Below are 15,388 nucleotides of genomic sequence, written 5' to 3'. Positions count from 1 at the left end.
AATGTCAGCCGAACTGCGGGATTACCGTCGAAGCGAAGAACTCCAGGTGATCCAGATCGCGTATGTCGAGTAGTTGGGCGTAGACCCGCTGGACCCCGGCGTCGACGTAGGTGCCCAGCTTGTCCACCACCGCGTCGGGAGTGCCCGCAAGCGGGCTGTTCTCGGTGATCTCGTCCACCTCGCGGCGGGCATTGGCCGCGCGGCGCGCGATATCGGCATCCGTATCGCCGACGCATAACGCGAAGGCCGCCGAGTAGATCATCGAATCTGCTGGCCGCCCAGCGGCTTCGACCGCCTGCGCCACTCGTGCGTACTGACCGGTGACGACATCGACGGGTTGAAACGGCACGTTGAACTCGGCGGCAAATCGGGCGGCGAGTGCCGGAGTGCGCTTGGCCCCGAGCCCGCCGATCACGATCGGCGGATGCGGCTCCTGCACAGGTTTGGGCAGCGCAGGGGAGTCGGTCACCGTGTAGTGCTTGCCCGCATAGGAGAAGGTGTCGCCGGTGGGTGTGGACCACAGGCCGGTGAGGATGTCGAGCTGCTCCTCCAGACGATCGAACCGCTCGCCCAGCGGCGGGAAGGGAATGGCGTACGCCTCGTGCTCCTCGCTGAACCACCCGGCGCCCAGACCGAGATCGACCCTGCCGCTGCTCATCTCGTCGACTTGCGCAACGGTGATGGCAAGCGGCCCCGGATGGCGGAAGGTGGCCGAGGTGACCAGGGTGCCCAGCCGGATGCCGGTGGTCTCCCGGGCGATGGCTCCCAGCGTCACCCATGTGTCTGTGGGGCCGGGCAGCCCGTCGGCACCGCCCATCGCCAGGTAGTGATCGGACCGGAAGAACGCCGAGAATCCCAGTTCTTCGGCGGCCTGCGCCACCCGCAGCTGATCGGAGTAGGTGGCGCCCTGCTGCGGTTCGACGAATACCCGGAAGTCCATGACTGCCAGCGTACGTAAGGCCGCACACCCGGGCGCGGGCGCGTTGCGTCGATGGTTACGGTGGGTGAGCGAGATGAGCGTGAGTTGATGCGAATGCGGCGAAACGAGGGAAAGTGATATCACGCGTTGCGGTTTCGGCTATCGCGGTGCTGGCTCTGGGCATCGGGCTGACCGGTTGCTCCGGGGCCGACAAGAACGACACCTCCACGGGTAGCTCGTCGTCGCAGTCCTCACGATTGCTGAACTTCAGCGCCAAGACCATCGATGGCGCCGACTTCGCGGGCGGCAGTCTGACCGGCAAGAAGGCGGTGCTGTGGTTCTGGGCGCCGTGGTGCCCGACCTGTCAGAAGGAAGCGCCCGATCTGCAGCGGGCGGCCACCGCGCATCCGGATGTCACCTTTGTGGGTGTGGCGGCGCAGGACCAGGTGTCCGCGATGCGGGACTTCGTGACCAAATACGGCCTCACCTTTGTTCAGCTGGCCGATACCGACGCCGCGGTGTGGGCGCTGTATGACGTCACCCATCAGCCGGCTTTCGCTTTCCTGGGATCTGACGGCAATGCCCAGGTGGTCAAGAGCCCGCTGTCGGGACCAGAACTCGACAAGAGAATCGGACAGCTGCATTGATGCTGCAGTACCGACGTGATTGACACCGCAGCACTGACTTTCGCGCTGGGAGCGGGGCTGGTGGCCGCGCTCAACCCGTGCGGCTTCGCCTTTCTCCCGGGTTATCTCGGGCTGGTGATCGCCGGTAGCGACGGCACCGCGTCGAGGCTGACCGCTGTCGCGCGGGCAGCGACCGCGACGGTGGCCATGGCTGCCGGCTTCCTGACGGTGTTCGGGATCTTCGGGCTGGTGATCTCGCCGGTGGTCGCCTCGGCCGGTCGGTACATGCCCTTCGCCACCGTGGTGATCGGTGTCGCGCTGGTGGCGCTGTCCCTCTGGCTGCTGTCCGGGCGTGAGCTCACCGTCGTGCTGCCCAGGGTTTCCGGCGGTGCGCCGACTGCCTCGCTGTTGTCCATGTACGGCTACGGGCTCACCTACGCGGTGGCATCGCTGTCTTGCACGGTCGGCCCGTTTCTGGCGGTCATCAGCACCACCTTCAAACAGGGGTCCATTGTCTCGGGGGTGCTGGCGTTCGGAGCGTATGGGGCGGGGATGGCCGTGACCGTTGGCGTCGCGGCATTAGCCGTTGCGCTGCTGGGAAATTCGGTGCAGGCCGCCATGCGGAAGGTCTTGCCGTATGTGGGACGCATCGCAGGGGTGATCGTGCTGTTGACCGGGTTGTACGTCACCTACTACGGCTACTACGAGATTCGGCTGAACTTCGGCGACGGAAGCGCCGACGACCCGGTGATCAACGCGGCGGGTCAGGTGCAGACCTGGCTGGTGAGTCTGGTGGACGAGACCGGTGTGTGGCCGCTGCTGGGCGGCATCGCGGTGATTGTGGTTGTCGCGGTGGCGAGTTCGTACGCGGTGCGTAGACGGCGCTGAGCTATCAGCTGGCCGGCGGCGCTGGGCAGTGGTTGCTTTGTTGCAATTGGCTGACAAGGCTCGTCAGTGTGTCTTGCTGGGCGGACGCCTGGTCGAGATCCTGCTCCTGCGAGGCGGACATGGGGTGCCAGGTTCCGTCCTCATCGGACACGGTGACCAGTTGGTACTGATTCTGCAGGTCGTTGATTGTGCTGGTCAGATTGCGCAAGGGAACGTCGAGAGCGCTGATACGGGCATTGGCGTTCACCTGGTTCATATAGCTCACCCCGTGAGTGAGTTGCGTGATGTCGTACCTTCTGAGGCCGCGCGGCTGAAGGCCCGCGCCGATGTCATCGTTGAGGCTTTCGGCGATCTGACCTAGCGCAGCACACACGGGCTGGGACGGGGCGGGGTCATCAGCCCACGCGATCGGTGTCAGCACACCTCCTGCGATACCAGCCACGATGACAGAAGCCGCGATAGTCCGTCGGGAAACCATGGCCCGCCTCTCCCTGGAAGATTTGTTCTCTCGCCAAATCACGCTAGTGAGGAATCCTTGGAACGAACTGAGGATCGCCACGGCCGCCCGTTTCGGAATCGAAGGTGTCGCTGCGCGGACATTTCATGGCGACCACCTGCATCGATGCGTCGTGGATGCAGGAGCGTGGGGTGCCGGGAACAAATGTTGGGGGTGGTCCGTTGAGCTGTATGTCGAACTTGAGTCATGTAGGCTCAACTATGGCTTGACGAAAAGATCCGGACGAGGCAAACTTGAGCGGATCTCACTGAAGGCATTGAGGTAACCAACAGGAGGAATGAACTATGGCTCGTGCGGTCGGAATCGACCTCGGGACCACCAACTCCGTTGTCGCCGTCCTCGAAGGCGGCGACCCGGTAGTTGTCGCGAACTCGGAAGGCTCTCGCACCACCCCGTCCGTCGTTGCGTTCGCGCGCAATGGCGAGGTGCTGGTCGGGCAGCCCGCCAAGAACCAGGCGGTGACCAACGTCGACCGGACCATCCGTTCGGTCAAGCGTCACATGGGCACCGATTGGTCCGTTGAAATCGACGGAAAGAACTACACCCCCCAGGAGATCAGCGCCCGCACGCTGCAGAAGCTGAAGCGCGACGCCGAGGCCTACCTGGGTGAGGACATCGAGGACGCCGTCATCACCGTGCCGGCGTACTTCAACGACGCGCAGCGCCAGGCCACCAAGGAAGCCGGCCAGATCGCCGGTCTGAACGTCCTGCGCATCGTCAACGAGCCGACCGCGGCCGCCCTGGCCTACGGCCTGGACAAGGGCGAGAAGGAACAGACCATCCTGGTCTTCGACCTCGGTGGTGGCACCTTCGACGTGTCGCTGCTGGAAATCGGCGACGGCGTCGTCGAGGTCCGTGCGACCTCCGGCGATAACCACCTCGGTGGTGACGACTGGGACGAGCGCATCGTGACCTGGCTCGTCGACAAGTTCAAGGCCAGCGCCGGTATCGACCTGACCAAGGACAAGATGGCCATGCAGCGTCTGCGCGAGGCTGCCGAGAAGGCGAAGATCGAGCTGTCCAGCTCGCAGTCCACCTCGATCAACCTGCCGTACATCACTGTTGACGCGGACAAGAACCCGTTGTTCCTCGACGAGCAGCTGACGCGTGCCGAATTCCAGAAGATCACTCAGGATCTGCTGGACCGCACCCGCAAGCCGTTCCAGTCGGTCATCAAGGATGCCGGTGTTTCCGTGGCCGACATCGATCACGTGGTGCTGGTGGGTGGTTCCACCCGTATGCCCGCGGTGACCGATCTGGTCAAGGAGCTGACTGGCGGTAAGGAGCCCAACAAGGGTGTCAACCCCGATGAGGTTGTCGCAGTGGGTGCCGCGCTGCAGGCCGGTGTGCTCAAGGGCGAGGTGAAAGACGTTCTGTTGCTTGACGTCACCCCGCTGTCCCTCGGCATCGAGACCAAGGGTGGCGTGATGACCAAGCTCATCGAGCGCAACACCACCATCCCCACCAAGCGGTCCGAGACCTTCACCACGGCAGACGACAACCAGCCGTCGGTGCAGATCCAGGTGTACCAGGGCGAGCGCGAAATCGCTTCGCACAACAAGCTCCTGGGCTCCTTCGAGTTGACCGGTATCCCGCCGGCCCCGCGCGGTGTGCCGCAGATCGAGGTCACCTTCGACATCGATGCCAACGGCATCGTGCACGTGACCGCGAAGGACAAGGGCACCGGCAAGGAGAACACGATCAAGATCCAGGAGGGCTCCGGCCTCTCCAAGGAAGAGATCGACCGGATGATCAAGGACGCCGAGGCGCACGCCGACGAGGACAAGAAGCGCCGCGAAGAGGCCGATGTCCGCAACCAGGCCGAGTCGCTGGTCTACCAGACGGAGAAGTTCGTCAAGGAGCAGCGCGAGCCCGCCGAGGGCGCCGAGAAGGTCGTCTCCGACGAGACGCTCTCCAAGGTGGACGACGCCATCGCCGATGCCAAGAAGGCACTGGAAGGCACCGATATCGGCGCCATCAAGGAAGCGATGGAGAAGCTCGGCGAGCAGTCGCAGGCACTGGGTCAGGCCATCTACGAGGCCGCAGCCGCTAAGGCCGGGGCCGAGGGCGCCGGAGCCGAAGGTGGCGCTGGCGCTGCCGACAGCGATGTCGTGGATGCCGAGGTCGTTGACGAGGAGAAGGACAGCAAGTGACCCCGTCAGGTGGGCAAGATCGGGATGAAGAACGCGAACCGGTGACCGTTACCGATAAGCGCCGGATCGATCCCAACACCGGCGCGGTTCGCGAAGAGGCGAAGGTGGCTGAAAATCCAGCCACCGCAGCGGAACCGGGTGCTTCGGCACCCGGGGCCGCGGCCTCCGAGAGCGAGTCGGATGCGAATGCCAAGGTGGCCGAACTGACGGCCGATCTGCAGCGTGCGCACGCCGACTTCGCCAACTACCGCAAGCGGGTGGAACGGGATCGGCAGGCCGTCATCGATTCGGCCAAGGCATCAGTGGTGGCTCAGCTGCTGGGCGTGCTCGACGATCTGGACCGCGCGCGCGAGCACGGCGACCTGGAATCAGGTCCGCTGCGCAGTGTTTCGGACAAGCTGTCCGCGGCCTTCGAGGGGCTGGGATTGGTGACATTCGGTGCCGAAGGGGACGACTTCGATCCCTCGCTGCATGAGGCGGTTCAGCACGACGGCCAGGACGGTCACCCCGTGCTGGCGGCGGTGCTGCGCAAGGGCTACAAGATGGGTGATCGGGTGCTCCGTACCGCGATGGTCGTGGTAACCGACGGAACTCCCAGTGATCAGGCAAGCTCAGAGGGCGGCGACACGGCTCAGCAGGAACCCGAAACAACGGGTGCCGAAACGCAATCCAAGACAGAATCAGAGTAAGAACTGCATAGCAATACCCGATGGACGCGAAGGAGGTGATGTCGGGTGACGCAACGTGAATGGGTCGAGAAGGACTTCTACAAGGAGCTCGGCCTCGCCTCCACCGCGAGCCAGGATGAGATCAAGAAGGCCGCACGCAAGCTGCTGGCCGAGAATCACCCGGACAGAAACCCGGGAAACCAGGCCGCTGAGGACCGTTACAAGGCCGTCAGCGAGGCCAAGGATGTGCTGTCGGACCCGGCCAAGCGCAAGGAGTACGACGAGACCCGTCGGCTTTTCGCCGGTGGTGGGTTCGGACGGCGCTTCGGCGACAATGGATTTGGTGGTGGCGGCGGATTCAGTGGTGGCGCCAACAGTGCCGAGTTCAACCTGAACGACCTCTTCGGTAACGCCGATACTTCCGGCGGCGGAGGAATCGGCGATCTGTTCGGTGGCCTGTTCGGGCAGCGCGCGCAGCCGCGTGCCAGCCGCCCGCGCCGCGGCAACGATCTGGAGACCGAGACTCAGCTGGACTTCGTCGAAGCGTGCAAGGGCGTATCGGTTCCGCTGCGGCTGACCAGTCCCGCACCGTGCACCACCTGCCACGGCAGTGGTGCTCGCCCGGGCACCAGCCCGAAGGTCTGCGGCTCCTGCAACGGCAGCGGCGTCATCAACCGCAACCAGGGTGCGTTCGGATTCTCCGAACCGTGCGCCGATTGCCGTGGCACGGGCTCGATCATCGAGAACCCGTGCACCGACTGCCAGGGCACAGGGGTCACCACCCGAACCCGCACCATCACCGTGCGGATTCCGCCGGGAGTGGACGACGGACAACGTATTCGGCTGGCAGGACAGGGTGAGGCCGGTCTGCGCGGTGCTCCTTCCGGCGATCTGTACGTCACCGTGCACGTGCGGCCCGACAAGGTGTTCAGCCGCGACGGGGATGACCTGACTCTCACCGTTCCGGTGAGTTTCACCGAGTTGGCTTTGGGTGCGACGGTTTCCGTGCCGACCCTGGAGGGTCGCGTCGGGGTGAAGGTGCCCGCGGGTACCTCCGACGGGCGCATCCTGCGGGTGCGTGGACGTGGCATTCCGAAGCGCGCGGGAGGTAACGGCGATCTGCTGGTCACCGTCAAGGTGGCCGTACCGTCGAAGCTGGAAGACAGTGCGCTAGAGGCATTGCAGCGCTATCAGGTGGCCGAGAAGGCCAGTGGATTTGATCCGCGCGCCGGCTGGGCGGGTGCACGATGACGCCCCGCCGTCAGCCGGAGCGAGGTGCCCGCACCTTTCTGATCTCCGTGGCCGCCGAGCTCGCCGGAATGCACGCGCAGACCCTGCGAACCTATGACCGGCTTGGGCTGGTCATCCCCGAACGCACCAGTGGTGGCGGTCGGCGCTACTCACAGCGTGATGTGGACCTGCTGCGCGAGGTGCAGCGGCTGTCGCAGGACGAGGGCGTCAATCTCGCTGGTATCAAACGTGTTATCGAACTGAGTAATCAGGTGGAGGCTTTGCAGGCCAAGGTCGCAGAGCTCACGGCCGAGGTGGCCCAGCTGCGCGCGGCGACGGCGGGCCGTGAGGTCGCAATAATCCCCAAGAGCACCGCGGTCGTCGTCTGGCAGCCGCGTCAACAACGCTAGAGCGGGTCGTGCTGAATTCTGGAGGCGTCAGCCCCCTTTGAGACCAGCGCCTCCTTGGTGGCCTGGATCATCGGTGCGGAGCCGCCGAGCAGAATCTGGCGATCGCCCCAACCGCCGTAGGCCGTCACCACTTCGGAGAGTAATCCCGTCTGGCGGACGTGCAGGCCGCGGGGTGGAGTCGGATCGTGGTATTCGCCTGCCCAGTCCGGGTTTCGGGGATACTCGGACACCGGTGTGACCGACAGCCACGGATTGGTCGAGGCGATATGCCACAGGGTCCACAGGTCGTAGAGCTCCTGCGGATAGCGTGCCCCATAGAACAGGTGAACCCGCGGATTCTCGGCCCATTGCGACAGCTCCATGATGAGACACCGCAGCGGTGCGATACCGGTGCTGCCCGCGACCATCAGCACATCTCCACCGTCGCGGTTCACCGACAGTGCGCCCAGTGGCGGTGAAATTCGCCAGGTGTCACCGACTTTCGTCTTATTGACCATATCGCCGCTGACAAGTCCGCCGGGTACCGCCTTGACGTGGAATTCGATGTAGCCCTCGGGGTCCGGCGGAATCGCCAAGCTCAGATAGCGCCAATTCCGGGGGCTCTGCGGCACCTGGACATGTACGTACTGCCCACAGTGGTAATCCATGGGCGCGTTGAGTTTCAGTCGGATCAACGCGAGATCTCGTGAGGTGCGGTGGTATTCGATGACCTTCCCGTCCCACCAGGGCTGGCCGCTGTCCGAGGCGGCGGCACTGCGCATCACCTCGACCATCACCGTGTAGACCTCGGTGGCGGTGGCCTCCATCCGGTTGTCCCAGATCGGTTGCAGCACGTCGCGTGTGGCGTCCAACAGGGCCTGACGCATGGTGCCGTACTGGCTGTCGGTGGCCCCGAACTTCCGATGATCGCGGCCTAGCTGCGCCAGGAAGTTGACCAGGCCTTCGGTGCGGTACGCGGCCATCTCCCAGAGCACGAACTGCAACGCCTGACGGAAGTGTTCGCGCGGTGTCGACATGTCGGCGGGGAAGAGATCGCCGACGGTGGGGTCGATGGCAAACCAGCGGCTGTAGAAGCTTCGGACAAGTTTGTCTCCCGATAGCTCGACCCCGCCGACCAAGTCGTGCAGTGCTTCGACGTCCTCAAGCCCCACGAGCTTCCGTTGCCTCGCCTTTCCTGGTCCTGCCCACCGAGAAGCCAGTCTAGGAGGGAAGTTTGTGGCCCGTCTGGGACTGTGTGAGGTCAGATGGGGGAGCGGAGGATTTGCGGGCCGCGCGCCCGTGTGCTGTAAGCACTGCCCGGGCTAGTTGTCTGCACTACAGGCGCATGTTTATAGATTGAGTACCTTTGCCGAGTGTCACGCTTGCGGCGTGGGGGGAATCACGGAGGACCTTCCGGGCCTGCCGAGTGCGAGCCTGACGTGGGTATTGGGCTCGAAAACCGCGTCGGGCTCGCGCTCGACAGCTGTCAGACCAGCTCTGGTTTCCGAAGCTCAGCCATGTTCGTGCCGCGCACCATCGCGCGCTGCCGAGCTCCGTCGAGCGCCAGCATCGCGATTCCGAGGCCCACCCAGCAGCACAGGATCAGGATCACTCCAGCCGAGCCCGCCCCGTCGAAGTAGGCCATGGACCGCAGCAGCGTGCCGTTGGCCCCGGGTGGCAGGAATTGCCCAAGCAGGCCAAGGCCTTTGGGTAGGAACTCGGGCGCACTCGTCAACCCCGAGAGCGGGTTCCCGATCAACACGGCGACCGCCGCCCCCAAGCCGATTCCGGGATATCCCAGCAGGGCGCCAAGGCCGGTGATGCTCAACGACATCGCCATCATCCCCAGCGTGAGGCCGGCGGTCACTCCCCAGAAGTTTTCGGTGATGACGCCCAGCCAAGAACTCAGGATTGCGCAGATGGTGAGTGCCGCCAGGAACGAGAACCCGGTGGCGGTGGCCGCTTTGAGCCAGGTTCTGCCGGGAAACAACAGTGTGAGAGCGACCGCCGGAAGCAGCCCGCCCAAGGTCATGGGCAGGGCTGCCGCGGCCAGGCCGATGCCGCGCGGATCCGAAGAGGGCAGTGGGGCGAGGTCCTTGATGGACACCGCCATCCCGCTCTGCGTACCGATGCGTTGACCGATGCCGGTAAGCGCCTGTGCGACGGCGGGGCTGCCACCCGTCGCGACCACGACTGTCGGTGCTGGGGGCATGAGGACGAATCCGCCGTAGACGGAGCGGTTTCTGGTCGCCTCCTCGAGTTTGGTCTGACTCGGGTAATGGGTGACGGCGAACGCGCCGGGTGACACACCCGCCAGTCGCTCGGTGAGCATGGCCACCTGCGCTGCCGATCCGGTGACGCCGATCGGCACATCCCGCGGTGCCGTGCGTGCCGAGGGCCAGGCGAAGGCGATGAAGATGACACCGAGCGCGAAGGTCAGCAGGGCGGCAACAGATATGGCCCGCGCCCAGTCCGGTACGTGGTGATGAGCGCCCGGTCGGAGTTCGTGTTGACCCGGCATGCCACCCTCTATTTCATTGAGTGTTGAATTAATGGGATGAGAGTAGATCGCCCATGGCATTTTTTCAACACTTGTAGAAAATTGGTACCGTAGAGCATGGCAACCAGCACGAATACCGCCCGGCGGGGTCGGCGTCGCGGGGAAGCGGTCTCGCGGGAGCATGTGCTCGACGTTGCGAAGCGCTCATTCGCCGAGCGCGGTTACGAGAAGACGACCATCAGGGGCGTCGCCCGCGATGCGGGTATCGATCCGTCGATGGTCGTGTACCTCTTCGGATCAAAGGATGAGCTGTTTCGTCAGTCGATCCAGCTGGTGATCGATCCCAACGAGTTGGTGCTCGCCATTCGCGATGGTGAGGGCACGGTCGGCCAGCGCTTCGTCAACGCGTACCTGTCCATGTGGGAACAGGCGGGCACGGTCGACACGATGCTCGCGATCCTGCAGTCCGCCACCACCAACGACGATGCGCATCGCGCGTTTCGGGATTTCATGCAGAACTACGTGTTGGCGGCGATCAGCGAGGAGCTGGGTGGGGGTCCGGAGGTGAGGACGCGATTCGCGCTGGCGGCCACCTCGATGGTCGGGACCGCGCTCCTGCGATACGCACTCAAGATCGATCCATTGGTGGCGTTGACCAGGGAGCAGATGGTCGCCATATTGGCTCCCACCGTCGATCGGTATCTCACCGCCGATGCATCCGAATTAGGTTTGCTTAGCTAACCGATCTAATTACGGCGGTCGCCCAGGTTCGCGGATGCCGTCGCCGATTTCTTCTATGCGCACGCTCCCGGGCGCGTATGGAACGTCTTGGTCGACCCCGATGCCATGGGGGATTGGTTCGTCGAACAGGTTGGGTTCCGTGTGGTGGAAGGTACGCGGTACCGGCTCACTGATCTTCCGATGCCGATTGCCAACTATTCCGGGGACATCGCCTGCGAGGTCTTGGTGGCTATGCGCAACGAAATGCTGGTGATTGCCTGGTGGGATACGAAATCTCCAGACCCGGTGGTCTGGCGAACCGCGTGGGCGTTGTGCGAGGTTCCCGGCGGCACCGTGGTCACCGTGAGCCGACCGGCATTCAGTAGTGATGACCCTGCTGTGCGCAGGATGGCTGCCCTTTCCGATCGGTTCTGGCTGACGGCGATGGCCAAGCTCGGGCGCCTGATCGATTGTGCAGCGACCGCCCCTGTCGACGGGGGCGTCGTCGAGCTCTAGTCACGTGAGTTTGCCTGGCTAACAGATGCGAACACGGCGGTAACCCAGATTGGTGGGGTATGAAAGATAACCCCATCAATCTGGAGAGTGCCGTGCTCGACGACGCGAACGACATCGCCACCATTCTTCTCGACCATTTCTATCCGCATCCGCCCGCGCGGGTGTGGAGCGTGATGGCGTGCCCCGACGCCATGGAGGAATGGCTGATGGACCCGATCGGATTTCGACCCCAGGTCGGAACCCGGTTTCGTTTCAAAGCGTTCCCCCTGCCCATGGCCGACTTCTCGGGCGCGCTGTCCTGCGAGGTCCTCGCGGCTACCCCGAACAGGGTGCTGTCGATCCGCTGGTGGGATATGAAATCGTCCAAGCAGAGGGTGTCGACGGTGACGTGGACACTGCACGAGGTTCCGGGCGGCACCATGGTCACGTTCCGGCATGAAGGGTTCGATCTCAGCGATTCCGCGTCGCGTATCTACCGGAAGATCTCCGAGCTTGGTTGGCCCGGGACGATGGGTCGGCTCGGGCGATGTATCGACACCGCACCGTGCGCCGAGAATCGGCCTCCGCATCGTCTGGTCACCGATGTATCCGCCTGATCGTCCGCACACATCACGCATTTGCGGTATCTCAGGGGTATGACCGCTTCGCGGGACGACCTGACATCGGTGACGGTGGGGCAGTTCTTCCCATATCCAGCCGAGCAGGTCTGGCTTGCCATCACCTCGGCCGCTTCCATCTCCGACTGGACCACCGAGGTCGACAGGGATGCGGTGGAAGCGGGCAGGTCCTTCTCATTCAACACCTTTCCGATGCCCGAGGTGAACTTCGGTGGCTGCGGGATGTGTGAGTTCACCGACGTCGTACCCGGTGAACGCATGGTCTATCGATTCACCACGCCGGAGAACTCCTGGGACCTGCGGGTCACGTGGACACTCCATCCCGAGCCCGGAGGAACGCGATTACTGTTTGTGCACACCGGATTTGACCTCGCCAACCCCGCCCACGGGAGGCTTCGCTCTCTCGTACAGGATCTGTGGGCGTTGGTCATGTCGCGTATCGAAGAGCTCTTGGCCTTCCCCGAGTCCGGCTCGGATCCTCCGCCCGATGATGCGACGGCCTTCAGTCTGGGCGAGTTCTATCGCTATCCGCTGCGCACGGTATGGCAGGTCGTCACGTCCAAGGAATTCGTGGGCGACCTGGTGAACGACCACGATTTGGTGTCGGTGGAAGCCGGCAGCCGGCTGTTCATCACCACCTATGCGATTCCGCTCGTCGGATTCGCCGGAAGGGTCGAGATGGAGTTCCTGGAGGTGCGCGAGCCTGAGCTCATCGACAGCACCTTCGAGATTCCGATCCTGGGCGGAATCACCACTTTGCGCATGACCTGGCGACTGATTCCCAGGGACGGCGGTACCCAGCTGTGGTTCACGCTGAGCGGGTTCGATCCTCAGTCGCCGCTCAATCGCCAGCTGCGGTCGGTTCTGCGCGGTGGAGCGCTTCCGGTGTTATCCCGCGTCGGCGAGCTGCTTGGGGGGCGCGGCGACCGCGTGTGATCCCCTATTCGGTTCGGAGCACCCCTGGGTGTGATGAGCTAGACACGGCACCGCGAAAATTCTCAAAGTTGAGCGGAACAGACTCAAGGTTGTCTGCGTTGGAATTACTGACAAGCATTTCTCTCAACCCATGGAGGTGTTGTGGACTCGTTCAATCCGACCACGAAAACCCAGGCCGCGCTGACTGCTGCCCTCCAGGCAGCGACCACGGCAGGTAACCCTGAAATCCGCCCCGTCCACCTGCTGGTGGCGCTGCTGAGTCAGCCCGACGGCATCGCCGCGCCGCTGCTGCAGGCCGTGGGCGTGGACCCCGCGACCGTGCGCAATGAGGCGCAGGCTATCGCCGATCGGCTTCCTCAGGTCAGCAACGCCAGCGCCAACCCGCAGCTCTCGCGCGATTCCATCGCCGCGATCACCACCGCGCAGCAGCTCGCCACCGAGCTCAACGACGACTACGTATCCACCGAGCATCTGCTCGTCGGCTTGGCCACCGGTGATTCCGATATCGCCAAGTTGCTGGCCAACAACGGTGCCACCCCGAACGCGCTTCGCGATGCCTTTGTTCAGGTGCGCGGCAGCGGCCGGGTGACCAGCCCCGAGCCCGAGTCCACATTCCAGGCGTTGGAGAAGTACTCCACCGACCTGACCGCCCGTGCCCGGGAGGGAAAGCTCGACCCAGTGATCGGTCGCGACACCGAGATTCGCCGCGTCGTACAGGTGCTCAGCCGCCGGACCAAGAACAATCCGGTGTTGATCGGTGAGCCCGGTGTCGGCAAGACCGCCATCGTGGAGGGGCTGGCGCAGCGCATCATCGCCGGCGACGTGCCCGAAAGCCTGCGCGGCAAGACCGTTGTCTCCTTGGATCTGGGATCCATGGTCGCGGGCGCCAAGTACCGCGGTGAGTTCGAGGAACGTCTCAAGGCCGTCCTGGACGAGATCAAGAACTCGGCGGGACAGCTGATCACGTTCATCGACGAGCTGCACACCATCGTGGGTGCGGGTGCCACGGGTGAGTCGGCGATGGACGCCGGCAACATGATCAAGCCCATGCTGGCCCGCGGCGAGCTGCGGCTGGTCGGCGCCACCACCCTCGACGAGTACCGCAAGTACATCGAGAAGGACGCCGCCCTGGAGCGCCGGTTCCAGCAGGTGCTGGTGGGCGAGCCCTCGGTGGAGGACACCGTCGGCATTCTGCGTGGCATCAAGGAGCGCTACGAGGTTCACCACGGCGTGCGGATCACCGACTCTGCGCTGGTGGCCGCCGCCACCCTGTCCGACCGATACATCACCTCGCGGTTCCTGCCGGATAAGGCCATCGACCTGGTCGACGAGGCCGCATCGCGTCTGCGCATGGAAATCGATTCGCGCCCTGTGGAAATCGACGAGGTCGAGCGCGTCGTGCGTCGTCTCGAGATTGAAGAGATGGCGCTGTCCAAGGAAGACGACGAGGCTTCCAAGCAGCGTCTGGTGAAGCTACGTGAGGAGCTGGCCGACAAGAAGGAACGCCTCGCCGAGTTGACCGCGCGGTGGCAGAACGAGAAGAACGCCATCGACGTGGTCCGGGAACTCAAGGAGCAATTGGAAACCCTCAAGGGTGAATCCGATCGCGCCGAGCGAGACGGCGACCTCGGCAAGGTCGCGGAGCTGCGCTACGGGCGCATCCCCGACCTGGAGAAGCAACTGGAGGCCGCGCTTCCCGGAGCCCAAGCACGCGAAAGCGTCATGCTCAAGGAAGAGGTCGGCCCCGACGACGTCGCCGACGTCGTGTCGGCCTGGACCGGTATTCCGGCCGGCCGGCTCATGGAAGGTGAGACCGCCAAGCTGCTGCGCATGGAAGACGTGCTGGGCGCGCGGGTCGTGGGCCAGGCGAAGGCCGTGGAGGCCGTTTCCGACGCGGTGCGCCGTGCCCGGGCCGGTGTCGCCGACCCCAACCGGCCCACCGGTTCGTTCCTGTTCCTGGGGCCCACCGGCGTCGGCAAGACCGAGTTGGCCAAGGCGCTCGCGGACTTCCTGTTCGACGACGAGCACGCCATGGTGCGCATCGACATGTCCGAATACGGCGAAAAGCACTCCGTGGCAAGGCTTGTCGGTGCCCCGCCCGGATACGTCGGCTATGACGCCGGTGGTCAGCTGACCGAGGCGGTGCGGCGGCGCCCGTACACGGTGGTGTTGTTCGACGAGGTCGAGAAGGCGCACCCGGACGTGTTCGACGTGCTGCTGCAGGTGCTCGACGAGGGACGTCTCACCGACGGTCAGGGCCGGACGGTGGACTTCCGGAACACCATCTTGATCCTCACCTCCAACCTGGGCGCCGGTGGCTCCGAGGAGCAGGTGATGGCCGCGGTGCGCGCCAAGTTCAAGCCGGAGTTCATCAACCGGCTCGACGACGTGCTCATCTTCGAGCCGCTCAACCCCGAGGAGCTGGTGCGGATCGTCGACATCCAGCTGGCACAGCTGCAGAAGCGGCTGGCCCAACGGCGGTTGACGCTGGAGGTATCCGAGCCCGCCAAGAATTGGCTGGCCCAGCGTGGATTCGACCCGATCTACGGGGCGCGTCCGTTGCGTCGTCTGGTGCAACAGGCCATCGGTGACAAGCTGGCCAAACAGCTGTTGGCCGGTGAGGTGCACGACGGTGACGTCGTTCCGGTGAACGTCAGCGCCGACGGCGACTCGCTCACCTTGGGATAAGTAGCTGTCGAGTGTCGGCTT

Annotated in this window: 14 protein-coding genes and 1 pseudogene; 11 read left to right on the top strand and 4 right to left on the bottom strand. The window is 64.3% G+C overall.

The window, feature by feature from the left end:
* Nucleotides 1-4: 4 nt before the first annotated feature.
* Entirely contained in the window at nucleotides 5-940 is a 936-nt protein-coding gene (locus MSTE_RS22010) for an LLM class F420-dependent oxidoreductase (RefSeq protein ID WP_096504414.1), read from the bottom strand.
* A 113-nt stretch (nucleotides 941-1,053) separates the two neighbouring features.
* Here MSTE_RS22010 and MSTE_RS22005 point away from each other — a divergent pair, with 113 nt between their 5' ends.
* Together MSTE_RS22005 and MSTE_RS22000 are read left to right on the top strand one after the other, a co-directional pair.
* Entirely contained in the window at nucleotides 1,054-1,566 is a 513-nt protein-coding gene (locus MSTE_RS22005; RefSeq protein ID WP_096504412.1) for a redoxin domain-containing protein, read from the top strand.
* A gap of 15 nt (nucleotides 1,567-1,581) precedes the next feature.
* A complete protein-coding gene (locus tag MSTE_RS22000) occupies nucleotides 1,582-2,433 on the top strand; it encodes a cytochrome c biogenesis CcdA family protein (protein ID WP_096504410.1) in 852 nt (283 codons plus the stop codon).
* A 4-nt stretch (nucleotides 2,434-2,437) separates the two neighbouring features.
* On the opposite strand, the gene MSTE_RS21995 is transcribed toward MSTE_RS22000, so the two are convergent.
* Nucleotides 2,438-2,854, bottom strand: a complete 417-nt coding sequence (locus MSTE_RS21995; RefSeq protein WP_157997733.1) for a hypothetical protein — start codon at nucleotides 2,852-2,854, stop codon at nucleotides 2,438-2,440.
* Between the two features lie 380 nt (nucleotides 2,855-3,234).
* Here MSTE_RS21995 and dnaK point away from each other — a divergent pair, with 380 nt between their 5' ends.
* From dnaK to MSTE_RS21975, 4 genes are read left to right on the top strand one after another with little or no spacing between them, the layout of a single operon-like run.
* Nucleotides 3,235-5,103: a molecular chaperone DnaK gene (dnaK, locus tag MSTE_RS21990; protein WP_096504406.1), complete on the top strand. Its 1,869-nt coding sequence runs from the start codon at nucleotides 3,235-3,237 to the stop codon at nucleotides 5,101-5,103.
* Nucleotides 5,100-5,792 carry a nucleotide exchange factor GrpE gene (gene grpE, locus MSTE_RS21985; protein WP_096504404.1) on the top strand — a complete coding sequence of 231 codons (693 nt, stop codon included), beginning with the start codon at nucleotides 5,100-5,102 and terminating at the stop codon, nucleotides 5,790-5,792. Before dnaK ends, grpE begins: the two co-directional genes overlap by 4 nt.
* A gap of 45 nt (nucleotides 5,793-5,837) precedes the next feature.
* Entirely contained in the window at nucleotides 5,838-7,022 is a 1,185-nt protein-coding gene (dnaJ, locus tag MSTE_RS21980) for a molecular chaperone DnaJ (RefSeq protein ID WP_057968946.1), read from the top strand.
* Entirely contained in the window at nucleotides 7,019-7,411 is a 393-nt protein-coding gene (locus MSTE_RS21975) for a heat shock protein transcriptional repressor HspR (protein ID WP_046254992.1), read from the top strand. Before dnaJ ends, MSTE_RS21975 begins: the two co-directional genes overlap by 4 nt.
* On the opposite strand, the gene MSTE_RS21970 is transcribed toward MSTE_RS21975, so the two are convergent.
* Together MSTE_RS21970 and MSTE_RS21965 are read right to left on the bottom strand one after the other, a co-directional pair.
* Nucleotides 7,408-8,562, bottom strand: a complete 1,155-nt coding sequence (locus MSTE_RS21970) for an FAD-binding oxidoreductase (protein WP_096504402.1) — start codon at nucleotides 8,560-8,562, stop codon at nucleotides 7,408-7,410. The two genes, MSTE_RS21975 and MSTE_RS21970, sit on opposite strands and share 4 nt — an antisense overlap.
* Nucleotides 8,563-8,876: 314 nt before the next feature.
* Nucleotides 8,877-9,911, bottom strand: coding sequence for an ABC transporter permease (locus MSTE_RS21965; RefSeq protein WP_193442043.1), 1,035 nt, complete (start codon nucleotides 9,909-9,911; stop codon nucleotides 8,877-8,879).
* A gap of 96 nt (nucleotides 9,912-10,007) precedes the next feature.
* On the opposite strand from MSTE_RS21965, the gene MSTE_RS21960 reads away from it, so the two are divergent.
* The 5 genes and pseudogenes from MSTE_RS21960 to clpB all read left to right on the top strand — a co-directional run bounded on the left by MSTE_RS21960 (nucleotide 10,008) and on the right by clpB (nucleotide 15,367).
* Complete coding sequence (locus MSTE_RS21960; protein WP_096504400.1) at nucleotides 10,008-10,631, top strand: TetR/AcrR family transcriptional regulator; 624 nt, start codon at nucleotides 10,008-10,010, stop codon at nucleotides 10,629-10,631.
* A gap of 75 nt (nucleotides 10,632-10,706) precedes the next feature.
* Nucleotides 10,707-11,126, top strand: a pseudogene (locus MSTE_RS21955) (SRPBCC family protein); the annotation flags it as partial.
* Between the two features lie 59 nt (nucleotides 11,127-11,185).
* Complete coding sequence (locus MSTE_RS21950) at nucleotides 11,186-11,722, top strand: SRPBCC family protein (protein WP_096504396.1); 537 nt, start codon at nucleotides 11,186-11,188, stop codon at nucleotides 11,720-11,722.
* A gap of 39 nt (nucleotides 11,723-11,761) precedes the next feature.
* Entirely contained in the window at nucleotides 11,762-12,679 is a 918-nt protein-coding gene (locus MSTE_RS21945) for an SRPBCC family protein (protein ID WP_096504394.1), read from the top strand.
* 141 nt (nucleotides 12,680-12,820) lie between these two features.
* Complete coding sequence (gene clpB / locus MSTE_RS21940; RefSeq protein ID WP_096504392.1) at nucleotides 12,821-15,367, top strand: ATP-dependent chaperone ClpB; 2,547 nt, start codon at nucleotides 12,821-12,823, stop codon at nucleotides 15,365-15,367.
* The last annotated feature ends 21 nt before the right edge of the window (nucleotides 15,368-15,388 follow it).

The sequence above is a fragment of the [Mycobacterium] stephanolepidis genome (genome assembly GCF_002356335.1).
In the GTDB taxonomy this organism is placed as follows: Bacteria; Actinomycetota; Actinomycetes; order Mycobacteriales; family Mycobacteriaceae; genus Mycobacterium; species Mycobacterium stephanolepidis.
This window is presented reverse-complemented; position numbering and strand designations above follow the sequence as displayed.